General features: G+C 62.2%; 14 protein-coding genes. 9 read left to right on the top strand and 5 right to left on the bottom strand.

All coding sequences use genetic code 11. The annotated features are described in order from the left end of the window. Positions 1 to 502 precede the first annotated feature (502 nt). From J3U87_RS22615 to J3U87_RS22585, 7 genes are all read left to right on the top strand, one after another. Positions 503 to 1861 (top strand): 4Fe-4S binding protein, encoded by a 1359-nt coding sequence (locus J3U87_RS22615; protein ID WP_237378044.1) that lies wholly within the window; start codon positions 503 to 505, stop codon positions 1859 to 1861. A gap of 354 nt (positions 1862 to 2215) precedes the next feature. Beyond that, the gene (locus J3U87_RS22610; RefSeq protein WP_237378043.1) at positions 2216 to 3721 is read left to right on the top strand and encodes an AMP-binding protein; all 1506 of its coding nucleotides are present in this window, start codon (positions 2216 to 2218) and stop codon (positions 3719 to 3721) included. Continuing rightward, a complete protein-coding gene (locus tag J3U87_RS22605) occupies positions 3718 to 4893 on the top strand; it encodes an aminotransferase class I/II-fold pyridoxal phosphate-dependent enzyme (RefSeq protein ID WP_237378042.1) in 1176 nt (391 codons plus the stop codon). The genes J3U87_RS22610 and J3U87_RS22605 overlap by 4 nt, the downstream gene beginning before the upstream one ends. Then, entirely contained in the window at positions 4890 to 6233 is a 1344-nt protein-coding gene (locus J3U87_RS22600) for an asparagine synthase-related protein (protein WP_237378041.1), read from the top strand. The genes J3U87_RS22605 and J3U87_RS22600 overlap by 4 nt, the downstream gene beginning before the upstream one ends. 14 nt (positions 6234 to 6247) lie before the next feature. Then, entirely contained in the window at positions 6248 to 6511 is a 264-nt protein-coding gene (locus J3U87_RS22595) for an acyl carrier protein (RefSeq protein WP_237378040.1), read from the top strand. Beyond that, entirely contained in the window at positions 6504 to 7052 is a 549-nt protein-coding gene (locus J3U87_RS22590; RefSeq protein ID WP_237378039.1) for a serine O-acetyltransferase, read from the top strand. Before J3U87_RS22595 ends, J3U87_RS22590 begins: the two co-directional genes overlap by 8 nt. A 72-nt stretch (positions 7053 to 7124) precedes the next feature. Beyond that, positions 7125 to 8051 carry a GNAT family N-acetyltransferase gene (locus tag J3U87_RS22585; RefSeq protein ID WP_237378038.1) on the top strand — a complete coding sequence of 309 codons (927 nt, stop codon included), beginning with the start codon at positions 7125 to 7127 and terminating at the stop codon, positions 8049 to 8051. Positions 8052 to 8185: 134 nt separating this feature from the next. Here the strand turns inward: J3U87_RS22585 and J3U87_RS22580 are convergent, their stop codons facing one another. Continuing rightward, a complete protein-coding gene (locus J3U87_RS22580; protein ID WP_237378037.1) occupies positions 8186 to 8752 on the bottom strand; it encodes a DinB family protein in 567 nt (188 codons plus the stop codon). 299 nt (positions 8753 to 9051) lie between these two features. Here J3U87_RS22580 and J3U87_RS22575 point away from each other — a divergent pair, with 299 nt between their 5' ends. Both J3U87_RS22575 and J3U87_RS22570 read left to right on the top strand, forming a co-directional pair. After that, positions 9052 to 9456: a DUF3224 domain-containing protein gene (locus J3U87_RS22575; protein WP_420038316.1), complete on the top strand. Its 405-nt coding sequence runs from the start codon at positions 9052 to 9054 to the stop codon at positions 9454 to 9456. 654 nt (positions 9457 to 10110) lie between these two features. Next, positions 10111 to 12330 (top strand): pre-peptidase C-terminal domain-containing protein, encoded by a 2220-nt coding sequence (locus J3U87_RS22570; protein WP_237378035.1) that lies wholly within the window; start codon positions 10111 to 10113, stop codon positions 12328 to 12330. 746 nt (positions 12331 to 13076) lie between these two features. On the opposite strand, the gene J3U87_RS22565 is transcribed toward J3U87_RS22570, so the two are convergent. The 4 genes from J3U87_RS22565 to J3U87_RS22550 form a co-directional block, all read right to left on the bottom strand. Continuing rightward, on the bottom strand, positions 13077 to 14492 hold the full coding sequence (locus tag J3U87_RS22565; protein WP_237378034.1) for a hypothetical protein: 1416 nt from the start codon (positions 14490 to 14492) through the stop codon (positions 13077 to 13079). A gap of 79 nt (positions 14493 to 14571) precedes the next feature. After that, entirely contained in the window at positions 14572 to 21300 is a 6729-nt protein-coding gene (locus tag J3U87_RS22560; RefSeq protein WP_237378033.1) for a thioester reductase domain-containing protein, read from the bottom strand. A 1132-nt stretch (positions 21301 to 22432) separates the two neighbouring features. Then, positions 22433 to 23503: a 6-bladed beta-propeller gene (locus J3U87_RS22555; RefSeq protein ID WP_237378032.1), complete on the bottom strand. Its 1071-nt coding sequence runs from the start codon at positions 23501 to 23503 to the stop codon at positions 22433 to 22435. Positions 23504 to 23649: 146 nt separating this feature from the next. Continuing rightward, positions 23650 to 25344 carry a cyclic peptide export ABC transporter gene (locus J3U87_RS22550; RefSeq protein WP_237378031.1) on the bottom strand — a complete coding sequence of 565 codons (1695 nt, stop codon included), beginning with the start codon at positions 25342 to 25344 and terminating at the stop codon, positions 23650 to 23652. Positions 25345 to 25365: the final 21 nt, after the last annotated feature.

Genomic DNA, 25365 nt, shown 5'->3' with positions numbered 1-25365 from the left:
GAATTTGTGGTGGTTGAAAGACCGGATGCCGCAGCACCCATGAGGAGCCCGGTGCGATGAGCCGGATCTCCGGTGCCGGCACGGCAGATCGGTCTCCTCGCCCGAGCCGATCCTAACCGAAACCACGGGTCATGGGACGTGGCACCGGACCCTACCCACCGCTGGTTGGGCTAAAGAGCGCGGCCATCCGAAAGTTTCGTGATTTAATGGTAGCTCGACGCGAGTCGGGAACGTGTCCCGTCAAATCGTTCTGCAAACCAAGGTCCTTCCAAACCACCGCGGACAGGAACCACAGAGGGAAACGAGCACATAAATCCATAAAACACAGCGCGAACAGCGTCTAATTTCCGTTTCCTCCGTGGCGAAAACTCACCGTGACCGCAGATTGGGAAAAAATCCATTTCCGATTCACGTCGCGTTCGATACCCCCACGATCGGCGGTCCATCGATCCGATCGTTGCGCGGCATACGCGCGCCACCCCGCCATGTCGAGGATTGCCCCATGACCCGACCTCTTGCCGAACACGCCGCCGAACCCTCTTCCCCGCGTACGCCGATTTCCATCAGGATGCGCCGCCTGACGTGGCGCCGGCTGGTGGCCTTCGGCGTGGTCCACGGACTCATCGGACTGCATCTGTGGTTGTGGTATGCGCGCGGCTGGCACCACATCGGCGCCATCGACATGCAGGAGCTCTTCCGCAATTTCATCGAACGCAACGTGCTCACCGCCGGCGGCCTGTTCTTCCTCACCTTTTTGGGGTTGACCCTGGTCTGGGGTCGCTGGTTCTGCGGCTGGATCTGTCACATCGGGTTGAGCTACGACCTGCTGGAATCGCTCTACCACAAACTGGGCATTCGCATGCGCGGATTCCCGTTGCGATTCGGCCCGCTCGCCGCCGGCTTCGTGCTTATCTGGTATTTCGCTTGGGAGGCGATCGCCAATCGATGGACGCGCACACTTCCGCCGGTTTCGATAGATTTGACATTGACCGAGCCGTGGGAATTATTGCCAGGCTGGCTCCAAGGCTCTCTTACATTATTAATGGTATTGGCGATCATGCCTCTTTTTTTGGGAAGACGCGTATTCTGCCGAACACTGTGCCCATGGGGCGTCCTTTTCGGATTGGGGCAGCGCGCCGCCCGCTACAAGGTCCGGCGGACCGGAGACTGCACGGCTTGCGGTAATTGCAGCACGGCCTGTCCCATGGACCTCGATGTCTCGCGCATGGTCAACACGCGTTTCCACGTGGCCGCGATCGGCTGTACCGGGTGCATGTCCTGTGTGGCGGCCTGTCCCACCGACGCGCTCAGCATGAGTTCGCCCGCCAAGGAGAATCGAGAACCGCAGAAGCGCGCCCTACCCGACGGTCTCGAACCGGTGCCACTGGCCGTCGAACTGGGATTCTGGGCCATGACCGCCGCGGTCGGGTTGATCTATTCGGAGCTCTACGGGATCGGCATCTTCCTCGCATTTTGCATGGGTATGTGTCTGGGATGGCTGACGATAGTTTGGGTGCCCCAGCTCCTTTCCAAACGATTCCGATCCGGATGGGCGGCGGCGGGTTTGATCGTTCTTCTATGGGCCGCGGTGGTCAAAGACGGGTTGGGCCACTACCACTACCGCGCCGGATTGCAAGCCTGGGAAGCCCGCGAGGCCCAAAGCTGCCAACACCACCTGGAACGGGCCGACCGCTTTCTGTGGGTGTCGCCCAACATGCTGTTCTACCGGCTCTACGCCGTCTATAAGGCCACCGGCCAGGAAGAGAAAGGCCAGGCGTTGTACCAACGCTACGAAGTACGACGTCAGCGACAAGGCAAGGAACGGGCTGGATCCAGCAGCCAATCGGGCGCGAACCCCTGAAGCCCGGCCCAATGACGGGTGCCCAAAGATTCCCCATCGAGACGCGATTCTTCGCCAATTCCGCGTTTAGGAAATTTCCTGAGCCAAAACGGTGGTGTTTCACGCTTATTTTTCATGAGAGGTCTCGAAAGCGTGACATTCGCCACAGAAAAAATTTCAAGTTTATTCATAGACATCCCGAACTCACCATTGCGTCCACCAACAAATAAGTGCTACCCTGCACAGGTACAGCAGTTGTAAAAATTTGAATTTTCCCTATTCTACACGCTCTCATTAAATCTCGCACAGGCCCCTCGATAGTTTCTCTCTCCCATCATTTATCGGCATTGCTCAGAGGTTTAGGAATTGGAAAATTTGCCCATTCTCATAAGTCGAACCACGGCACACTTGCGTCGAATGGGGCTGGAAAAGCCGCACCATCCGGCGATTGTCGACGGCACGAGCATCGTCGATTACCGACGGCTCGACCAGATGGCGGCCGCTTATGCCGCCTCCCTGCAAAAGAACGGATTACAGTTCGGCGATCGGGTCTGCCTCTTTTTGGACAAGTCGGTCGCCCTGGTCGCGGCGCTGTACGGCACCTGGCTGGCCGGCGGTGTGGCGGTCCCGCTTTTTCCGGAGCTGCGCGACGCACAGGTGACCCATATCGGACACGACAGCGGTTGCCAGTTTTTCGTCACGGAACCCCGTCGATTGGCGCGCCTGAAGCCCGAATCCATTCACGGACACGTATTGCTCGTTCCCGAACAGCTCGAAGCGGCTCCGAGCCATTTCGACGAACCACCGCAGATCGAAGGCGGCGATCCGGCGATCGTTCTCTACACTTCCGGCTCGACCGGAAAACCCAAGGGCATTTGCCTGTCGCACGACAATCTGGAGGCTGGGACCCGCATCGTGGCCCGGTATCTGGAACTCTCATCCGAGGAACGCATTCTCAGCGTGCTGCCCTTCAATTTCGATTACGGGCTCAACCAACTGCTGACCAGCGTCTACCGAGGCGCGACCTTGGTTTTGGAACGCACCGGTCTGCCGGCCGAAATCTGTCGCACCCTGATCGCGCATCGCATCACGGGTCTGGCGGGCGTGCCGCCGCTCTGGCTACAACTGGTCGGCCGCTTCTCCCCGTTTCGCACCATGGACTTTCCCCATCTTCGCTACTTGACCAACACGGGCGGTGCCTTCCCCGTCTCGGTCCTCGACCAAATCCGCCAGCGGCTACCGCACACCCGAATATTCCTCATGTACGGCCTCACCGAAGCCTTTCGATCCAGTTATTTGCCTCCCGAGGAGTTGGATCTCCGGCCCACCTCGATGGGCATCGCGATTCCCGAAACCCGACTCGAAGTTCTCGCCCCCCAGGGTGATGCCTGCGGGCCCGACGAGATCGGCGAGCTGGTCCACTCGGGGCCGACCGTGGCCATGGGCTACTGGAACAATCCGCGGGCAACCGCCGCCACCTTTCGACCGGATCCCTTCAGCGACCGCGCCGGCACACGCATGGTGCACTCGGGAGATCGCGTCAGGCGCGATGCGGCGGGTTACTTCACCTTCGTGGGCCGTGGCGACAAAATGCTCAAAATAAACGGCTTCAGGCTGAACCCCGAAGAAGTGGAAGAGATCGCCTACGCCTCGGGGTTGGCCCACGAGGCCATCGCGAAGCCGCAAACCGAGCGCGATGGGAGCGTTCGCCTGGTGTTGCACGTGGTGCCGCGCGATCCCGAGGCCTTTCAGCCCCGGGATCTGTTGGCCTACTGCAAAGGCCATATGCCGCGCTACATGGTGCCGGCCAAACTCCAAGTTCACGCCAGCTTCCCCCGCACCGCAACGGGGAAGATCGCTCGAGAGCAGGTGCACCCATGAGAAGATTCCTCGAAGAAGACGTCCTGCACTACCTGGATGCACAAGAGCGGTTCGAGTCCCTTCGATTGGAAACCATTCAGAAGGTCGGCCGCCAATTTTGCGATCTCGCGTACGCCAATCCCTACGACGGCCCGATTCCCCAGGCGGTCAACGCCATGCGCACCGCGCTCGAAGCCCAGAACCGACTCAACCTCCAATACACGCCCTACGGCGGCAATACCATCACCCGGCGCCTGGTCGCCCAGCACCTGGGCAAGAGCCATCGACTGAATTTTCACTGGCGCCAGATCGTGTTGACCCCGGGCTCCATGGCCGCGCTCAACCTGGTTTTCCGCTCCATGTCGCGCAAGAGCTACCGAAGCAAGGTCGTGGTCATTACGCCGTGCTGGTTCGACTACCCCCTGTACCTCGCGAACCTGGGTCTGGAACCGGTGTTCGTACCGCTGTGCCGGGACACCATGCGGTTGGACCTGGAGGCCATTCGCGAGGCGTTGGACGACCAGGTACAGGGCATCATCCTGTCCCAACCGGCCAACCCCACCGGCCTGATCTACCATGCCGACGAACTGCGCCAGTTGGCACGGATCCTCGACGAGAGCCCCACCCGACCGGTGCTGGTCTCCGACGAGTGTCACCGCGGCATCCTGTTGGAACCGGAAGCCTTTTGCTCGCCGGCCGAGTTCTACGACAACACCTGCATCGTCTACTCCTTCGGGAAGAGCCTGCAAATCCAGGGTCAACGCATCGGCTACGTGGCCGTCAGTCCCCGCATGGAGCGGGCCGACCACTACGCCCACATCATGGAGCGGCTGTGCCGGATCATGGGGTTCTGCACGCCCACGGCACTGATGCAGATCGCCATCCGCGAATTGTTGGACGAGACACCCGATCTCGAGCGCATCCGCCAACGTCGCGACTTGATTCTCGGCGAATTGCGCAAAGCGGGTTACGAGGTGCAAACCAATCAGGCCACGTTCTTCATGTACCCCCGGGCACCGGAAACCGACGACTTCCATTTCGCGAGCATGTTGGCCCGCGAGGGCGTGCTCGTGGTGCCCTCCACCCTGTTCCACCACCCCGGTCATTTCCGCATTTCCCTGACCTGCAACGACGATATGCTGAATCGGGCCCTGCCGATCTTTCGACGTGTCCTGGCGGGGTGCTGTTCATGAGTTGCGACCCGCCACGACAACAGGCACCGGTCACCAACTTCATCGTAGATCCCACCACGGGCGACTGGTGCCACCAACTGGATTTGGCAGGGGCGGCGGATCCCTCCGCCATACTGCATCGCCTTCGCGGCCAATTCGCCATCCACCAGCGGGACGACCAGGGCGGCCATTGGTTCGCGCGCGATCCACTGGGCGTCAATAAACTGTTTTTCGCCGTGGATGACGCGGGTCACGTCCACAGCGGCAACTACCTCTGGGACCTGGTTCACGCGGGCATCGAGCTGGCGCGCATCTGGTCCGTCCCCTCCGGTTATTGGGCCTACCTGAACGTGGCGCAACGCACCTGGCGCCTGGAACGCTACAGCAGACTGCCCTACGGCGGCCGCGAGGCCCAGCCGCTGACCCACCTCGCCGGCGATGTGCGCAAAGGGCTGGGAGATACGTTCGAACGGTTGCGCACCCTTTGCACCGGACGCCGATTGTTCGTCACCCTTTCCGGCGGGTTGGACAGCAGCACCATCGCCGTCCTGACGCGCGAATGGCTGGGCCCGTTCGAGGGCGTCACCTTCTCGCTGGGCGCCGAAGGCCGCACGGTGGGCGAGGGCGAAGATCTCCATTTCGCGCGGCGTCTGGCGCGCCACCTGGACGTCCCCCTCCACGAAATCCATTTCGAACCGGACCAACTGGTCTCGCTCTTGGATCCGGTGCTGGTTCGCGGACAGGATTGGCGCGATTTCAACGTCCATTGCGGCCTGGTGAACGCCGCCATCGGCGCCTACCTTCGCGAGCGGATATTGCAGGACACCGCTTCGGACGACGAACCCCCGCTCCTCCTGACCGGCGACACCATGAACGAATTGGTCGCCGATTACAGCCCGGTCCCCTACCGCGGCCAGACCTATTACCCGTTGCCGCGCCTGAAAGCTGGCCGGCTGCGCCGATTCCTGGTGGCGGGCTTGGACAGCGGTGACCGCGAAGTCGGTATTTTTCACCATTTTGGATGCGATACGCTTCAGCCCTATGCCCATTGTGCCGAAGTGTATACTGCCCTCCCCGAACCCTTGCTGGAAAGTGACGGCGCCAAGAGTGCGCTGGCCCGTGCGGTCATGGGTGACCGCATCCCCGCAGAAATTTACGACCGACCCAAGGTGCGCGCCCAGATCGGCGATTCGACCCAGGTCGGGGGCACGCTCGCCGCTCTGGTCGATCGCGGCGTGGTGGGCGACGATCTCCATCGAAGATTCTGCGAACTGTTCCACACCGAGCCGACCGCTGTGGATCGTCTCATCCATGCGGGTCGCTATCGCGTACCCACTTCATTCGATTTGATTTTTTCCTGATTCCCGGAGCACACATGAGCCATACGACCGCCTCCATCTCCCTCGATTTGGAGACCTATATCCGTAAACACTTCCACGTGGCCGCGGAAGATACCTATTTCAATCGCGACCTCCACCTGTGGAAAGAAGGCTACGTCGACAGCACCGGCGCCGTGGAAGTCGTGGCGTTCCTCGAGGAGCGCTACGACCTGCGCCTGCCGGACGAGGTTCTGTTCGACCCGACCTTCACCAGCATCAGCGGCATCGCCGCCAAGGTTTTCGAGTTATTGAATGGGTGAGCACCGCAATGGCAAAGGATTGTGGCGTACCTGGCGGGAGGATTACCACCTGCACGGTGCGCGTTTGCGCAACACCGCCTGGTGGGCCATCGCGATCTACCGCTTCGGAGCTTGGACCCTGGAGCGGCGCTTCCCGCCCTGGCGCTGGTTCGTCGGCAAAATCTACGGGCTTCTGTTTTTCTCGATCGGGATCGTCAACGGTATCGAGATCGATCGACGGGCCAAAATCGGCGAAGGGCTGCACCTGATTCACGCCGGCAACATCAAAATTCATCCCGCTGCCGAAATCGGTGAGCGATGCGGTATGATGCACGATGTCACCCTGGGCATGAGTCCGGGCAGAGAGGGTGCGCCCTGTATCGGCAACGACGTGTTCATCGGAGCCGGTGCGAAAATCCTCGGCCCGGTGACCGTGGGCGACGGCGCCATGATCGCCGCCAATTCTCTGGTGGTCACGAACATCCCGCCAGATGTCACGGCGATTGGCGTTCCCGCCCGCCCGATGCCTCATTCCAAGGGGGCGCCACGACGCGCATCCTAGCAGGAACCGCCGTGAGCCCCAACGGGTGCGGCCCGATCACTGCACCGGGCACGCTGCCGGAAAGGAAACCATGTGAGCAAAGAGGTTCACGACGCCGCGGACTGGAAGTTCCGAAATATGAAAGGTGCCGATGTCGAAGAAGTCCTGGTCATCATCGAGGACCACGACGAAGACGACGCCGAAGTCGCCCGACAAACCTACAAGACCATGGGTCTGCGCAATAAATTCGTGCTCGAGGTGGATGGCGACATCGTCGGCACCACGGGTTTCAACGAAGTCGAGGCCAGCGACCGAACCTACTGGTTATCCTGGACCTACCTGGACGAAGATTACCGGTCGCGCGGTTGGGGACGCAAAATGCTGGACTGCCTGTTCGAGCGCCTCCAGCAGCGCGGCGCCCGCAAGATCTTTTTGACCACCAGCGATTACCGCGACCCGGAGGACGGCGACGTCTACGCCGACGCGCGGCGGTTCTACGAATCGCTGGGTTTCGAGCCCGAATTGACCCACCGCGACTTCTACCGCCCCGGCGAAGCGATGCTCTATTACGCGCGCGCACTGGAACCCGTGCAGGAACGCCCGGCCTGCCCCGAAGAACACCGTATGGAGGCGACCGGACACGAAAGCGCCGACCCGGAAGGTCTTCCACCGCTGCCCGCAGAGCAGGATCCCTCCGCGGAAGAGGGCGAGGAAACGGAATACGGTGTGGTGCCAGGAGCGCGATTGACGGGGATTTCCGAAATTCCCGAAACCCAGGACGCCTATGGCCTGGACTGGCAATACACCGAAGACGGCAGCATGTTTACCGAAAAAAACCTCAAAAAGGCGATCAACAAGGCGCGGGAATGGAAGGCGCGCGTCGTCTTCTGCAGCTTCCCTTCGGACATTCCGGCGGTGGGTCCGCGCCTGGAGGCGGCGGGTTTCGTCACTTGTGGCAGGTTGATGGATTTCTACGAGGATGGCGTCCACGATTGCCACTGGCGATTGAACCTGGACTGAGCGGCCTCTCGGAGGAGCGGAGCCCGGCAGGCCGAGCGGGTCGTTCACCCCGGCGGGCCATTGCCATTGGCACCGATTCGGAAACGACAATCGTTATGTCAACCATTACCGAAATGGTGCATCACACTCGCGTTTCACGCTTTCGCGATGTCGGAAAAACCCAGGTCCCGTAACTCGGCCAAGTCGGCCACACGGCGCTGGTGATCGATGCCCAGGAAGAATTCGTCAAGTTGGGGCGGTGCCACCGACGTCTGGGACAATAGCCCGTGAACCTGACCGCGGTGATGGACCTGGTGGTGAAACAGGTGCTCCCACACGATGAGCCGCGGTTCCCTGACGGTCTGGCCATGATCGTCCACCAGCACCGCCGGCTTCGATAGATCGGCTTCGGTCGAGGCTGTCACTCGGTCCCAGATTTCGCGATCGACCCGGTGACGCGCTTCACGCAACGATTCCAGATCGAGGTAAAGCGATCCTTCGGCGCGAGCCGGCCCGGGAACCACGCCGGCCAGGCGGAGCAGGTAGCGCTCGTCCACCAGGAGAATGTGATCCAGCGTGTTGTGGATGGAGCCGAAGAACGAAGCGCGCGGAGCCAGATAGGCTTCCGGGGTCAGCGCCTTGCAGGCCCGAAAGAGGCGCAAATTGCACAGGGCGTTGTTGCGCGCCTGGCGTCGGTACACTTCCAGAATGTGGGGAGACATCGAACCCCTCCTTGAATCACCCGCTGCGCGGGTCGTGACCTTCCCGAAAACCGCGGCGAATCCGTCTGATTCGCCACAACCTCTTCCGTTCCGGTACGCTGAGCGACAACCGAAATGGTAGCATGCTTTTAGACACGATCTTCAGCCGTTCGAACCCGGCAGCGACCGTGCCGCTCCGCTGTTCGACCCCTTCCGAAAGGATTCATATGTACCGCAAATCACTGGGCATCGCCCTCATGCTGGTGACCTGCGCCTTCCTCTCGGCACAGGACACCAAGCCCACCAAGAAAGGAACCGACATGACAAGAGAAGCGACCGGAACGTTCGAAGTGAAACTGACACCGCAGCCCCTGGAACACGGCGAAGGCGACACCACGGTCGGCACCATGGTCATCGACAAAACGCTGTCGGGCGATCTCGAAGCCACCAGTTGGGGCCTGATGGTCAGCGCCATCACCCAGGTCAAGGGTTCCGCCGGTTACGTGGCCATGGAACGCATCACCGGCACACTGCACGGCCGCGAAGGCAGCTTCGTGCTCCAACACAGCGCCACCATGAGCGGCGGCGGCCAATCCCAAGACATCACCGTGGTGCCCGATTCCGCAACCGGTGCGCTGAAAGGGCTGTCCGGCACCTTCCTGATCCACATCGACAAGGGTGCCCACTCCTATACGTTCACGTACAGCCTGCCCGAAGGCGATTGATTCGGCACCTCGCAAGACGTTTCCAGCCCGCGTCGGCTGCGACAGGCATCACATTTGGGGACCTCTCGTTCGCCACGCGGGAGGCCCCGCGGGGTCCGAAACCCCCTTCAAAAGGCCGCGATTCCTTGGGTGACACCGGGATTGTCGCGGCCTTCTTGCGTCAACCACGCCCAAAACACACCTTTTCGCAAGCAAAAGTTTTGTTAATTTTGTGATATTCACAAGCTTTCAATGATTGGAACTTTGGACCGTCGGGCGGGCTGTGTATGATCCTCACCAAGGATCAGTCACTTCCTGAACCCTTGTTTTCGACGACCCATCGCTGGCGGGTCGCACCAATCAGGTCATTTCCATCGCTCATCGCCACGTCCAGGTTCTTACATTCATCACACGATCCATTTCAGGTTGACGACCGAATGCTGGCCGGTCGTTCGATATCTACGATCCTTCAAATGCTCCGTCCTGGTTACTCATTTCCATCGATTCAGTCACATACCAGCCCTTATTAGATCGTGCCTTCGATGCCGGACCGCATCGACTGGGTATTTTTGTCGCTTGCGCGATCCCGCTCCTCGGTGACCGCGCACAGAGGGCATTGTGCAGAACTGAAGCAGAGACATCACAAGTTGGAGGAACTCCATGAGGCTTGCTTTCATGAGTTTTGTGTGTTCGATTTTCTTTTTCGTTCAATTGCCGTTCGCATCCGCGGGCGAACTTCTCAGCGTCGCCGAAAAGGTGACGCACAAATACGACGCAGGTACCGAATTCCCCGTCGCGTCCCCCCTCTCCGCAGATTCCGATCAATCTCATCCCCTACATTGGGGTAAACGGGCACCCGTGGCCGATGCGCGCTGGCTGTCGCCGGACCACGACCAGCTCGCCGCCCTCGTCGAAGAGGGTCCCGAACACCTGCGCCTGCAGCTTCCGCTGCCGGCCACCGAAAACAAGATGGCTCGCGAATTGTCGCTCGATCTGGTACGCGCGAAAGTACTCAGCGACGACTTCGTGGCCACCACTTCCGAGGGCGCCCTCGTGGACTACGTGGATGGCGTGCACTACCGCGGCATCGTCGACGGTCGCGAAGACACCATGGTCGCCATCAGTCTCTACGAAGACAAGGTCATGGCCGTGATTCACACGCCGGAAGACGGCGACATGGTGCTCGGCCCCTACCGCGACGATCTGCGCGTCGACCGCCACGTCTTCTACAAGACGGGCGACCTGACCGACAACCAGGTCTTCATCTGCGGTGCCCAGGAAGGCCCCAACTACCACGAGGAAGTCGCCGAGATTCTCGCCAATGAGAACCGCACGGCCCTGGTGGACAACTGCGTCCAGGTCTACCTGGAGTGCGACTACGCGCTGTACCAAGAGCGTGGCAGCAACGTGAACCAAACCCTGAACTGGGTCACCGGCATGTACAACGTGGTGGCGGCCATCTACCAAAACGAACAGATCACCACCACCATCAAGGAAACCAAAGTCTGGACGACCCGTGACAGCTACTCGCGTTCCTCTTCCTCCCAGGCGCTGAACCAGTTCCAGGGCACGAACCACAACTCCGACCTGGCCCACCTGCTGGCACGCGGCGGCAGCGGCCTCGGCGGCGTCGCCTGGGTCAACGTGCTCTGCAACAGCAACTACGGCTACGCCTACAGCAACATCGGCAGCAGCTACAGCAACCTGCCCAACTACTCCTGGACCGTCGGCGTCGTCGCCCACGAAATGGGTCACAACCTGGGCTCGCCCCACACCCATAGCTGCTCCTGGCCCGGCGGTGCGCTGGACAACTGCTACACCCCCGAAGGCAACTGCTCGCCCGGTCCGGCACCGCCCTCTTCCGGCGGCACCGTCATGAGCTACTGCCACCTCACCTCGGCCGGCATCGACCTGACCACCGGCTTCGGCCCGGTTCCCGGCAACCTGATCCGCAATCGCGTCAGCGGCGCCTCCTGCCTCACCACCTGCGGCGGTGGCGGCGAAAACAACCCGCCCTCGGCCGGCTTCACCAGCGCCACCAGCGGCCTGACCGCCAGCTTCACCGACACCAGCTCCGATTCGGACGGCACCATCGCCTCCCGTTCCTGGAACTTCGGCGACGGCGGCACTTCCAGCGCCACCAACCCCAACCACACCTACGCTTCGGCGGGCACCTACACCGTGACCCTGACGGTCACCGACGACGACGGTGCCAGCGATACGCACTCCGCGAGCGTCACCGTCACCGACGGCGGCGGCGGTGGCGGCGACGAGCTGCAGAACGGCGTGCCCGTCAGCGGCCTGAGCGCCGGCACCGGAACCTGGCTGCGCTACACCATCCAAGTTCCCGCCGGTGCCACCAACCTGACGTTCGCCCTGCGCGGCAACGATCCCGATGCGGACATGTACATCCGCCGCGGCAGCGAGCCCAGCCGCAGCCAGTTCGACTGCCGTTCCTGGTCGTCTTCCAGCAACGAGACCTGCACTTTCGACACCCCCGATTCCGGCGTCTGGCACGTGGGCATCTACGCCTACAGCTCGTTCGCTGGCCTGACCCTGACGGCCTCTTTCGACGAAGACACCGGCGGTGACTGCGCCGATGGCGGCTCCGTGTCCAACATCAGTGACAGCCGCGGTAGCTGGGAACACTACCGCTTCGAAGTGCCCGAGTGCGCCAGCAGCCTGGTCGTCAGCATTTCGGGCGGCAGCGGCGACGCCGATCTCTACGTGAGATACGGCCAGCAACCCACCACCAGCAGCTACGACTGTCGTCCCTACCGCAACGGCAACAACGAGCAGTGCGAGTTCACCAACCCCACTGCCGGTACCTGGTACCTCAGCATCCGCGCCTACCGCTCCTACTCCGGTTTGACGCTGGAAGCGAACTACGAATAATCCCGGTCACGATCGGATGAATCGACGCGCGCCTCGCAAGGGGCGCGCGTTTTTTGTCCACTAAAAACACGAAAAAACACGAAATGGATACTTCCTGCATTGCCTGCCCAGTGAGGCGATGGCTTTCTCGATGGATTTCTGGAGTCTGTTCTGTTGTTTCTCAGTAGGTTACCTCTGAGATCTAGGAAGCTACTCATGAGGTTTTTCGTGTCTTTTCGTGTCTTTCGTGGACAAAAACACAAAATGGTAACTTCCTGCATGGCCTGCCCAGTGAGGCGATGGCTTTCTCGATGGATTTCCGGAACCCATTCTGTTGTTTTTCAGTATGTTAGATCTGATTACTTGAACCTTGCCCAAAGGGCCGACGGGTTTGGTTCCTGCCTGCCGACTCGTCACGCACGGCAGTTGACGACTTGTCCACGGATCACACAGATCCACACGAATACAAACACAGTCATTCCGTTCGAGGCCGATTGCTTTGTTGGCCACGGAACGGAACACAAACCCATATAATTCAAAATGACAACTAAATCTGCATAAGCACTTGATACGTTTGATTTTAAGTTCAGACTCTCCCCAGAGTATCTGCCGTGTGGCGTCCATGGGTCCTATTTATCCGTGTCAGTCCGTGTGATTCGTGGACAAAAAACATAGGTCGTTCGCAGTCCACCGCGGGAAGGAACCGACCCTGCCGGGATCTGCTTTTTCGTGTTTTTTCGTGTTTTTAGTGGACAGTTTTTGTGGACTCACTCGGCCACCTCGAACATGATCCCTTCCGAAGCGCCGCACCCGCGCGAAATCGGCTTGTCGAACATCGCCGGCTGGACCCGCATGAACATGCCGCCGAAGGTGCCGCCGAAGATGAAGGGACCCCAGTTGACCGCGTGGGGAATGCAGGTCCCCTCGTGATAGTAGTAGAGTTGCCGCGGCGTCACCGTCTCCTGCACGATCCAGTTGCCTTCGTCCAAGGCCTTCCGCAACGTGGTCGCCCACGTGTCCGTCGTGCTGAACCGCCCCACCGTCACACCCTTGGCGCTGTGCTCGGCCACCGGCTTCAACACGAACGACTCGCGCCGCGCGCCGATGAACGCGGGTAAATCGATCGGCTCGCCGCGGTAGCTGCTCGCGCCCTTCTTGACCTTACGCGTCCAGGGTATGTGATTCTGGATCAAGGTCCGCTCGGCCTCGTCGAACATGGTGCCGTGCTCGTTCTCCGACAACGCGGCGATGTTGAACTTGTTGGAGAGCAGCATGCCCGCCGGCCCGTTGTACAGGGTGTTGCGCCCTCTCAGGAAGTTCTCGAACACGACCGACGGCGTGACCATCGTGTCGGTGAACTCCCAGGCCGCGTGGATGCGCATGCTTCCCAAATGGAGCGCGCCGTCCTGATGGCGCAGGTTGCGGTATTCGGCCGTCCGGAAGCTACCTTTCCAGTTGCCGGGAAGAGCCTTCAGCAGACGTTGATAGGGCTCGTTCAACATTTGGTCGTACAGCATGCCCAAGGCCGGACTGTAGTCGGCGGAATAGGCACAGATGTTCAGCTCGCGGTCGTGAAGCGGGATCCGGGCCCGCGTGTCCTCGAGAATATGACGCGCCGCCAACATCACCGGATCGCGGAACTCGAGCCGGTGGCCGTACTCACGGCAGAACTGGAGGAACAGGGGGTCCCGCAGAAAGGCGTTGGCCATGATGCGGCCGTCGAATCCACCGAGGTTCCCGCCCAGGTTTATTTCGATGCACTTCAATCCGTCCTCGGTATCGAGGAAATCACCTCTCGCGACCACGCCATCGACCTGTTTCATGCCCGGCAACACCATGTCCCGCACGAAGTCCGGGTTCTCGCGGAAATAGTCCGAGATTCGGGTCGCATCCATCTGAAACACCCGCTCCGGCACCGCACAGAACAACTTCTTCAAACCGGTCGACACGTGCGCCAATCGATCGCGGAACCGGCTCCCCACCAAGGTCGGCCAGAACTGGAGCACCAGGTGCGCCAGTTGGTCCTCGTAGCGTGCGATGCGGTAGCGGCGGCCGTCGAGCCGCGCCGGGTCGGCACACATGAATTGGATGTAATCGGCGCTCGCCGGGCAGAGTTCGCGGTGGTAGTCCAGCACGCGCTCGTCGAGCTCTTGGGCGATCTGGGGTTCTTCGATGTGGTGCATGAGCGGTCACTCCCTGATGAAACACGCCCGTCGGGCGCTTTCGCGAGGCGGGTTCGGCCTCGTATCGTTGATGGACGGTTCAGGTTGCGTTCGGCGGGATCAACAACCCGGCCTCGCGGAAATAACGGAAATAGGCCCGAAGCAAATCGGCGTCGACGGGCGGATAAGTGATGCCCGCGGCCGCCAGGGCCGCGCGGGTTCGGGTGTCGGCGTAGGGCTCGCCCGAGGGTGCGTTCCCACCCGTCCGATCCGTGCCCCCACCGGCGCTCTCGCCGGGCACCAGCGAGGCCAGCAGCGGGAACAGGGGATTGTCGGGCGAGGCGGCGGCCAGGGCGACGACCCGCTCGCGCCAACGATCCGGCGCCACCTTTTCGATGGCGAAGCCCGCTTCGCGCGCCACGTCGAACAAGGTGTCCAGGTCGGCGCCGTGCCGGTTGAAAAGGTGGAACGCCTTGCCGAAACAGGTGTCGTCGCGGGTCAAGGCGACCATCGCACCGCAGATGAAATCGACCGGCGCCATCTGCAACGAGAGCGGCACGCGCGGCGCCACACCGGCCATGACCGATCCCTGGATCAGGCGCACCATCATGTCGTCGCTGGCGCAAGCACCACTGACGGAGTGGCCGCTGACCCGGCCCAGACGCAGGATCGTGGCGGGCAGGCCGCGCGACATGGACTGGCCGACCAGGGCCTCGGCCACCCACTTGGATCGCTCGTAGCCGTTCATGTCGCCGTGAGCGGCACGGGCTTCGCCCTCCTCGGGGAAGGGCCGATCCGCGTGGAGTTCGGCGGGAATCGCACTCAGGGTGGACACGTAGTGCACGGGCTTGAGGCGAATGGTGGTGGCCAGGCGCAGGATCTCGACCGTTCCGGTCACATTGGCCGCGCGTAAGGCGCTGTAGGGCAGCACGAAGTTGACACGCGCGCCGTTGTGGTAGATCGCATCGAGGTTCTCGGCCAGCTCGGTCCATGCCGCCTCGGACAGACCCAATCGCGGTTGCTCCAGATCGCCGACCACCACGTGGACCCGCGCGCGCCGCGCGCCCAAGTCGATGCGGTAGCGCGCCAGGCTTTCGTCGAGACGGGCCCGGGCGGCCGCTGGGTCGGTGGCCCGAACGGGACACCACAGGTCCACATCCGGCTCGCGCAGCAGTCGATCCAGCAGGAAGGCGCCCACGAACCCGGTGGCTCCGGTGAGCAAAAGGCGACGCGGTTGTTCGGACGCCCCCTCGCAACCTTCCGCGGTGATGGTCGGATCGAGCTGCAGGTCGGACTCGAACGGCGCAGCGACGACGCGCTCTCCGTCGTGCGTCTCTATCGGTTCGCCACCCAATACCACGGCCAGTTGGGCGACGGTCGGCGCGTCGAACAACTGCTGGATGCTCATCTCCAGACCGAGCGCCTTGCGAATTCGCAGTACCAACTGGGTCGCCGTGATCGAATGGCCACCCAGCTCGAAGAAGTGGTCGTGCACGCCGACCTTGGCCACTTGCAGCAGCTCTTGCCAGATCGCGGCGAGTTCCTTCTCCAGATCGGTGCGCGGCGCCAGGTAGGCCTGCTTCTGGGCCCCTTCCCGATCCAGGGCCATGAGGTGGGCCACATCGGGCAGGCCCTCGGCATCGCGCGTCAGCGTCTCCACCCTGCGCCAGGTGCAGGGCACCGGCGAACCGAAAGCGTTGCAGACGTATAGGCGATTCAGGGTCATCATTGCCGCGGCATCGCCTTCGTAGAACCCCCGCACCGTTTGCAGGGCACGAATCGGTGCGGCGACCGCGCCACCGAGCTGCGGATTGCCGTGATCGAGACCGATCAACTGCAAGCCCGGCTCGCGGCACAAGGCCGCCAGGAGCGAGTGCATGCCCTCTTCGGGATCCAACGGAAGGAAACCGCGCGCACGCGCGGCCTCGGTGAAACGGAAACCGGCACTCATCCCCAACTCGTGCCACTGGGTCCAGGCCAGGGTATGGCTGTTGGCGAAACCCTGGGCGCGGCGCCAGGCCGCGAAGGCGTCGAGGAACCCACAGGCGGTGGCATAGGCCCCGTAGCGATTGCCGCCGAAATGACCGTTGACGGAACTGAACGCGACCCAAAGAGCTTCGGGCCGATCGCGAAGCAGGTCGTGGAGCACCCGTGCGCCCTGCACCTTGGCGGCCAGCGTCGCCTGAAAATGGGCGGGAGTCTCTTCCGCGAGCGGACACTCACCGGAGGCACCGGCGAGGTGGAACACGGCGTCGAGCCGGCACGACCAGATCCGTTCCCAGCGGGCCACGGCGTCGGCCAGGACGTCGCGATCGGTGATGTCGACGGCCTCGTAGGCCACCGTTTGGGATCGACCACTCAGGACCGCCCAGTCCTGGCGCCGTTCGTCGGAGAGTGCCTCCAGCGGCGTTCGCCCGATCAGCAGCAGCCTGAGGCCAAGGCGCTCGACCAGGAAGTTCGCCAATCGGGTCCCGATACCGCCCAGACCACCGCTCACCAGCACCATCGCGTTCGGGCGGAGCGGCAGGGGACGCCGCTTCATCGTGTTCGGCGCCGCGTGGGACAAGGTCAAGCTGTAACGCATTCCGTCGCGCCAGGCCACATCGCGGACCTCACCGCGCGATACTTCCGCCACCACCGAGACCATGCCATCGCCATCCAGGCGGTCCACATCCACCGAACTGGCCGTCAATTCGGAGACCTCGCCGGCCGCGGTCGCGAGCAGGCTGCGGATGGCGGCGCTGTCGGGATCGCCACTCTCGCCGGCAAGAACGGCCTGGGCCCCCAGCGACAACCACTGAAGGTGCAGCGACCGGGGCTCCGCGCGCCGCCCCAGGGTTTGCAGCAGCGGCAACCACCGCGCGACACGCCGATCCAACGAATGATCACCCAGCAACCAGGCGCAGCACATTTTATCGGGGACCAAATGGTCCGCATGCAATTGGTCGAACAATTCGGCCCATTGCGCCGGATCGGCGGGGTCCACCTGGAAGCGGTACGCGTCGATTCGCTCGAAATGGGAACCGCTGACGACGACCAGGGTCCGGTCGAAGCCGAAATCCATCGATTCCAGGCGACGACCCGCCTCGTCGCCGTCGTGAAACAGGGCCAAGGTCCGCCCGTCGGCAGCGACCGGGCCGAGCCGATCGTCGCGCCGCCACAGGGGCCGATAGAACCAGTTGGGCAGGGTTCGGGCATTGCCCAGATGCAGGTCGACCTGCTTGAGGATATCCGCGAAAGCGCCGCTTTCGAAGCGCTTGCGCAATTGCCCGCGTTGGATCTTGCCGCTGGTGGTCTTGGGGAAATCGTCGCGTGTCATCGGCACCACGTAGGTCGCCGACAAGCCCATCGCCGCGGCCACCTTGGCCCGAATCCGCTCCACGAGGCCAAAATCCTCGCAGCCGGGCTCGGGTACGAAGAAAATCGCCAGTTCCTCCTGGTCGTTGGGCGGGACCACCACGGCAGAGGCACCGGAAAAGGTCGGTTCCACCCCGTCCACGTCGTTCACCAACTCCTCGATCTCATAGCAATAGAAATTGGCACCGTTGATGACGATCGTTTCTTTTTCGCGACCCGTAATGAACAACTGCTTGTCGCGAATGAACCCCAGGTCACCGGTATTGAACCAGCCGTCGCCCAGGAAGGCCTCGCGGTTGGCTTCCTCGTTGTTGAGGTAGCCGGGATGCACCATGTCGCCGAGGACCTGAAAACGCCCGATCACGCCCTCGGGCACCAGCGCCCCGTCGTTGTCGACGATGCGCAGCTTGACGCCGGGAATCGGCGGACCGAGCGACACGAAGTGGGCGATCGTCGCGGGATCCTCGTCCGCCCGAGGGTCGTGGAAGCGCAGGGCACCGCCCAGGGAACCTTTATCCACGCGGGCCACGCCGGAATCCAGCGCGAAATCGGTCTGGTAACTGATGCCGGTGCAGGTTTCGGCCATGCCGAACGCCGGCTGGAACACCTTGGGTCCGATGCCGAAAGGGGCGACCAACTCCAGGAAATCGCGCAGGACCGGCATGGTGACTTGTTCGCCGGCGTTGAGCAGGAACTTGAGATGGGCCAGGTCCCAGGTCCGCTCTGGATGGTTGCGCAGGTGCGTCACCACCAGTTTGAACCCGAAATTGGCCGACCAACTGTGGGTGACCTTGTGGCGCGCCATGAGATCGAGCCACTGGAGCGGATCCGTGAGAACCAGGTCGGTGGCGGCCTGGACCTGGGTGTAGCCGCCGTAGAGCACGCCGGTGTGGTACTTGAGAATGGAGCCGATGTGGTCCATGGGCAGCCAGTTCATGAAGCGATCGCCGGGCACGTAGCGATTGTGCTGCTTGGAACCGAGAATGTGAGCCACGATGCTCTTGTGGCGCTCCTGGATGCACTTGGGCGTGCCGGTACTGCCCGAGGTCAACTGGAAAAAGGCGGTGTCGTCGGGGGCGGGCTCGTGGAAGCGCTCGCTGGGCGCGTGATCGGCCAGGGCGTCCACGTCGATCACGGCCAGGTCGGCCATGTCGAATTGATCGCGCAGCGCGTCCAAGGGCTCGACCAGGCCGGCCGAAGCAAGAATCGTCGGCCGCGCCAGCAACAGCCAGGCGTTGTGGAGCTTCTGCACCAAGGCGTGGTCCTTGGTGTAGGCCGGCGGGATGGCCACCGTCACCGGTTGGATACCGCCAAGAATGCAGGCCCAGAAGGTGGCGAAATAACGAGGAGGATCGACGATCTGCAGCACCACGCGATCCTTGGGACCCAGCCCTTGGGCCTGTAGGCCACCCAGCACGCGGCAGGCCTCGTCGAACAGCGAACGATAGCTCTGCACGGATTCGGTGCCGTCGGAGAAGGCGTGGATGATGGCTTGTTCGCCGTGTAGCCGCGCCGTCCGCAAAAAGGCGGCGGACAAAGTGGCGGGCTCGTCGCCTTCGAGCTGCAGAGGGCCGCCGTCGGCCAGTGCCAACTCGCGCGCGGCACCCTCGCCCGCTTCCGCCCCGTCCCGTTCGGGCGTCGCAGATTGGGCTGCCTCGGCCTGGCGACGCGCCTCGGAGGGCAGCAGATCGTCCAGGTGGAGGCGCGCCAACTTGGGACGCTCCTCGGCAATCACCACGGCCGCGTCACGCACACCGTCGATCTTGGCGGCCTGGCCTTGCCAGTGATCCAAGTCGCACGCTTCCCAATGGGCCATGCCGCGCAGGGCGCCCAGATCCACCCGACCCTCCGCGGTCAGGGGAATCGCGGTCACCGGCACGATCGCTCCCAGAAATTCACGCAATTCGGGATTGGCCTCGAGCCACCGAGTCCGCAGGGCCTGCAGGTCCAAGGCCCCGTTGGGCACCACGTAGGCCAGTGCCCGGGTCCGTTCCTCGCCGTCGCACATCAACGCGATGGCCGCATCGGCGATGCCCGGTTCGCCATCCAACCGGCGCACCAGATCGTCGCGCAGCACCGCATCGACGGTGACGGGCGTGGCAGCCCGCGCAATCCATCGATCGAGCCCTTCCTCGAAGGCGGTTTCCAGACCGTTCAGCAACCGCTCCAACAAGGTAACCATCCGATCGACGGTGTTTTGGCGGAATTGATCGCGATCAAAATTCAGTTGTAGCGACAGCTCGCGTCGCAGCGAGGCGGTCAGCGAGAGCGGATAGGCCGCGGTCCCGGTGACGTCGATCCCCGAAAGCGCCACGTCGTGCTCGGAAGGCGCGATTTCCGGACCGGGCTCCTCGGCTTCGCGCGGGTAGTTCTGGAAGATGAGGATGCTTTCGAACAGCGGACTCCCCGCCGACCGCTTGCTCCAACCCTGGATCTCGAAAAGCGGGGTGTAGCCATACCGGGTCAAATCCATTTGACGCGCCTGGATCTCATCCATCCAGTCGCGCAAGGAGCGGTCACCGCGATAGGCGATGCGCATCGGCAAGGTATTGATGAAGAGCCCGATCATGGAGGCCACGCCGGGCAACTCCTCGGGCCGGCCGGAAAGGGTGACGCCGAACACCAGGTCGCGGTCGCCACCGAAAGCGTGCAAGGTGGCGGCCCAGCAGGCCTGGACCAGGGTGTTGACGGTCAGCCGGTGGGCACGCGCCAGTTCCACCAAACGGTCGGTGTGGTCACCGGAGAGACGAAACTCTCTGGCGCCGTAGCGCTCGGCCGCATCGCGATCGACCCCGCCCCGGGCAACCCAGTCGGTCGTGTCCCGCGGCAGGCGCGTCGGGGCGCCGAACCCGTCGAGGCAGGAGCGCCAAAACCCCTCGGCCCGATCGAGGTCCTGGCGCTTCAACCAGCGAATGTAGGACTGGTAGGGCGGCACCGAGGGAAGTTGCGGTTCCCGGCCGCGCACCAGCGCGCCGTAGGTGGTGGCCACCTCGTTCAGCACCAATTTCTTGCACCAGGCGTCGAGCAGGATGTGGTGGGTGCTCCACACGAACCAGTGACGGTCATCGGCCGTGCGAATCAGCGTCATGCGCATCAGCGGGGCCTTGTCGAGTTTCAGGCCCTCGCGACGGTCTTCCTGAAGAAACGAGGCCAAGCGGGCGTCGCGCTCCGGAGCATCCAGGTCGCGCCAATCCAACACCCTCCAGGGCAGTTTGATCCGGGCCAGCACCACCTGGATCGGTTCGTCGCGATCCTTCCACACGAACAGGGTGCGGAACACGTCGTGGCGCATGACCACCTGGAGCCAGGCCTCGCGAAAGGCCTCGGGATCCAACCGACCGGCCAGTTCCCCGTGAAGCTGCATGAAGTAGGCGTCGGAGCCCTCCTCCCGCAACGCGTGGAATAAAATGCCCTTCTGCATGGGCGAAAGGGGGTAGATCGCTTGAATGTTGGTTTTCTTTCCGTTGGTCATGCGCTGCGTTCCTCTCTATGAGCCAAAGTCCCTCAGATGATGGGGTCGATCGTGATTGGGAAAAGTTCGGGGTCTTCGCGGGCGACGGGCCGTCATATCTGCCTGGTACCGCGATTCTTTTGGGATGCGGCACTGCCGCGTGGCAACCTCCGATGGGTTGCTCGCTTCGAACGGGTTCGTTCTTTCGGGCTGGACACCTTCTACGGTTGGGGTTCTAGGGTGCGACGGGCCGTCGCACCTACCTGGCGCCGCGTCTCTCTTGAGATCCGGGCAATGCGGTGTGGCAACCTCCGATGGGTTGCCCGTTTCGTGTCGAAGAGGTTTTTACTTTCGGGTTCGACTCCTTCCACGGTTGGGGTTCTAGGGTGCGACGGGCCGTCGCACCTACCTGGCACCGAGGCTCTCTTGGGATCCGGGTAATGCGATGTGGCAACCTCCGATGGGTTGCCCGTTTCGAACGGGTTTGTTCTTTCGGGCTGGACACCTTCCACGGCTGGGGTCCTATGGTGCGACGGGCCGTCGCACCTACCTGGCGCCGCGTCTCTCTTGGGATCCGGGTAATGCGATGTAGCAACCTCCGATGGGTTGCCCGTTTCGCGTCGAAGAGGTTTTTACTTTCGGGTTCGACTCCTTCCACGGTTGGGGCTCTAGGGTGCGACGGGCCGTCGCACCTACCTGGCGCCGCGGCTCTCTTGAGATCCGGGCAATGCGATGTGGCAACCTCCGATGGGTTGCCCGTTTCGTGTCGAAGGGGTTTTTACTTTCGGGTTCGACTCCTCCCACGGTTGGGGTTCTAGGGTGCGACGGGCCGTCGCACCTACCTGGCACCTCGAATCTTTTGGGATACGGGCACTGCCGAGAGACAGGCTCCGAATAAGTCGGAATGGGAGATGGATGCGATGAGGCGCAGGCATCCCTACCGCTCACACGGGGCGCGTGGGTTCGGGCCCGGAGGACCGCGTGGATCGGGTTCGCTGGATCGATGTTTCGTGGGCTGGGGATCTACGGAAAGCCCGGGAAGGGAGGCCCGGGCAGGGAGGCCCGGGAAGGGAGGCCAAAATGGCTGATTCGAGAAGTGGCAGATCCGGCCCGGATCGGTCGGGAAGGCCCCGCGCCGGGCGGGGCCGGTGGATTACATGCCTTTCAGCACGATTTCCTCGATCACGTAGTCGCCGCTCTCGTCGGTCGTCAACTTGAGCGCGCGGCCGTTGGCGATCAACACCAGGGCATCCTCGGGCATGCGGTAGTTCCCGCGACCCTTGACCTCGCCGGAAGCCCAGTCATAGAGATAGTAACTTCCGATGAAATAGCCCTTGTGTTGGTCGTTGCCGCTGGCGGGGGTCAGAACCGTGGCCAGGGTGCCGTCCTTGAGGAACAGGTGGGTGTAGTAGGACTTGTCGAAATCGTAACTGATGGTCAGGTTGGGCATGTCCTTCAGGGTGAACACCTTGCCGTTGGGCCCCGGGAAGCTGATCGACTCGAAATCGTGGCGCTCGATGTCGGTGATCGGACCCGTCTTGAAGGTCACTTCGCGGGTCTCGACGATCTCGCCCTTGTTGTCGATCCGGTACAGCTTGCGCTCCTGGGAGAAGCCGAACCAGGTCTCGCCCTTGGCGTTGGTGGTGATGTCCAGCTCGGGTCCGTAGGCCTTGATGCGGCCGCCGTCCTCGTCCTGAACCGGGCGCAGGAACATCTCGTTCTTGATTTTCTTCAGCGTTTTCTGGCGCTTGCCCTTGCCGTTGATCAGCTCGAAGAATACGTAGGTGTCGCCACTGGCCTGCTGGGTCTGGTAGGCGATCAGCAACAGGTTGTCGTCGAGCACCGCAAAGCGCCGAATCTGGGCGTTGGGCCCGCGGAAATCGCGAATCCAGGTCCCATCGAGGCGGAACACCGAGAACTTGTTGTTGCGGTTCCACACCCACACCTTGTCCTTGCTGACGTGGATCATGCGGGGCGAGTACAGCTCGCCGGGACCGTTGCCTTCCTTGGCGAAGTGGCCCTTGTAGGTGCCGTCGGCGGCCCAGTGGTGGACACGCGGCTCGTTGCGCTCGAGGATGTAAAGGCGGCCGTCGTCGGAGAAATCGAAAAAGTGGGGATCGGCCAGAAAGACATCGCCCTGAGCCGGTTCGAAGGTTTTGACGGTGACCAGATCGGACGTTTTGTAGCTTTCGGTCATGAACGCCAAAAGCATCAGAGAACTCATCAACACATTCATATCTTACCTCGGAAGGAACAGTGTTTCGGAGATTCGAAACCGCGAAGGTGCAAGGATCGCACCCGCGCCGGTTCGAACGCGCTTGGGGGCGAGCGGGCCGGCGGACCGGAACCGCGCTCGCCGCGGTTGAGGGATCAGGTCTCCACCAGGGCGGGCGCCGCGACGGGCAGGGAGTCATGTTGGATTTTACCCATATCCAGCTTGATGACGTGATCGCCGCAATCGAAAAACTTCTCGTCATGGGTGATGACGATGACCGTCTTGCCGCGCTCTTTCAGCATGGGAAGAATGGTGTGGTAGAACTCGCCGCGGAACTGGGGATCCTGGTTGGCGGTCCACTCGTCGAAGATGTAGATCTGGCGGTCCTCCAGGATCGAGGTCAAGAGCGCGAGGCGCTTGCGCTGGCCTTGCGAGAGATCGATGGTGGAGAGGCGGCCCTCGTCGTCGATCTCGACCTTGTGCTCGATCTGCAGTTTGGCCAACAGTTCCGTCGCTTGCTCGGAATGCTCGGGATAGTCGATGCCGAGCAGGGTGTCGAAGAGGTGGAAGTCGACAAAAACGGCCGAAAAGCACTGGCGATAGGCCTCGATGTTGTCCCGGTCGATGGTCATGCCGTTGTAGCGGACCTTGCCCGCGGTGGGGGTGTAGAGGCCGCTGAGCAACTTGGCCAGGGTCGTCTTGCCGCTGCCGTTACCGCCGCAAACCAGGCAGACCTCGCCCGCTTCGACACGGAAGCTCACCGGACCCAGGGTGAAGTGGTTGTGCTTGGCCTGTTCGACCGCGGAATACTCGTGCTCCACGTCCTCGAAGGCCAGGGATTGGAATTCGGGCATCGGTTCCACTTCGGCATCGACACCGCTGTTGAGTTCCTGGTGCTCCTCGATCGCCGCCGAGAATTCATCGATCTTGCGCAGCGACGCCTTGGCCTTGTCCATCGAGACCAGGCGCACCATCAAGGCCTCCAACGGCGCGATCATGAACATCACCGTCAGGGTGAAGCCCGAAACCACCTCGGCCGAGACCTCCATGAAGCCGCGCGCACCGAAGATGATGGCGCCGATACAGACGAACATCAGGATCGAGCCGATACCGCGTGCTGCGCCGTAGACCGCGTTGCCCACGACCACCGACCGGCGGAACGTCTCCACGGCGGGCACGAACAGCTTGTGCACGAAATCGTTGCGGCGCGGCTGGTGCAGCTTGAGTTCCTTACTGCCGGAGGTCAGCGTCTCGAGGTTCTTGAACACGCGGCCGTAATGCTTGCGGGCAGTGAAGAAGTGGCGTTGGCCACGCATGGTGATGGCCTGGTAGATGGCGATCCCGACCGTCATGATCACCAACAGGAAGATCAACAACTGCCACGAGAGCCAGCCCATGTAGGCCAGGCAACTGACGACGATCGAGGCGTGCAGGCAGATCATGATGAAGGCCAGCAGCGAGTCGGCCAGAACCTTGAGGTCCTCGGCGATGATCGGCGTGATCTTGGCCGAGCCCTGCTCCTCCAGCACCTGCTGCGGTGTCGCCATCAGGCTGTAACAGAAGTGGGTCTGCATGTCGCAGATGACGCGCATCGAGAACATGTTGAGCAACGCCTCCGAGAAGGAGCGCACCACCGGAACCCCGATGCACAGGCCGACGAAGGTCCAGAGAATCGCCTGGGTGTAGTCGGGGCTGTGAATGACCTCGTTGATGATGGCCAGCAGGACGGTATTGCCGACGCCGGACAGCACGCTGGTCAGGATGACGAAGTACAGGAGGATCTTGAGCTTGCTGTTCTGCTCCTTGCCCCTTTTTTTCCAGTACTTGAGGTAAAATCGTAACAGTTCCATGTGATTCCTCTTCAATTAGAT

The sequence above is a fragment of the Sulfidibacter corallicola genome (genome assembly GCF_017498545.1).
In the GTDB taxonomy this organism is placed as follows: Bacteria; Acidobacteriota; Holophagae; order Acanthopleuribacterales; family Acanthopleuribacteraceae; genus Sulfidibacter; species Sulfidibacter corallicola.
The sequence above is the reverse complement of the archived record's forward strand: the minus strand, read 5'-3'. Positions and strand labels throughout refer to the sequence as shown.

Excerpts from the sequence above, each read along its gene's own strand:
- J3U87_RS22615 (WP_237378044.1), top strand. The coding sequence starts at position 503 with ATGACCCGACCTCTTGCCGAACACGCCGCCGAACCCTCTTCCCCGCGT.
- J3U87_RS22605 (WP_237378042.1), top strand. The coding sequence starts at position 3,718 with ATGAGAAGATTCCTCGAAGAAGACGTCCTGCACTACCTGGATGCACAA.
- J3U87_RS22600 (WP_237378041.1), top strand. The coding sequence starts at position 4,890 with ATGAGTTGCGACCCGCCACGACAACAGGCACCGGTCACCAACTTCATC.
- J3U87_RS22595 (WP_237378040.1), top strand. The coding sequence starts at position 6,248 with ATGAGCCATACGACCGCCTCCATCTCCCTCGATTTGGAGACCTATATC.
- J3U87_RS22590 (WP_237378039.1), top strand. The coding sequence starts at position 6,504 with ATGGGTGAGCACCGCAATGGCAAAGGATTGTGGCGTACCTGGCGGGAG.
- J3U87_RS22580 (WP_237378037.1), bottom strand. The coding sequence starts at position 8,752 with ATGTCTCCCCACATTCTGGAAGTGTACCGACGCCAGGCGCGCAACAAC.
- J3U87_RS22575 (WP_420038316.1), top strand. The coding sequence starts at position 9,052 with ATGACAAGAGAAGCGACCGGAACGTTCGAAGTGAAACTGACACCGCAG.
- J3U87_RS22570 (WP_237378035.1), top strand. The coding sequence starts at position 10,111 with ATGAGTTTTGTGTGTTCGATTTTCTTTTTCGTTCAATTGCCGTTCGCA.
- J3U87_RS22565 (WP_237378034.1), bottom strand. The coding sequence starts at position 14,492 with ATGCACCACATCGAAGAACCCCAGATCGCCCAAGAGCTCGACGAGCGC.
- J3U87_RS22560 (WP_237378033.1), bottom strand. The coding sequence starts at position 21,300 with ATGACCAACGGAAAGAAAACCAACATTCAAGCGATCTACCCCCTTTCG.
- J3U87_RS22555 (WP_237378032.1), bottom strand. The coding sequence starts at position 23,503 with ATGAGTTCTCTGATGCTTTTGGCGTTCATGACCGAAAGCTACAAAACG.
- J3U87_RS22550 (WP_237378031.1), bottom strand. The coding sequence starts at position 25,344 with ATGGAACTGTTACGATTTTACCTCAAGTACTGGAAAAAAAGGGGCAAG.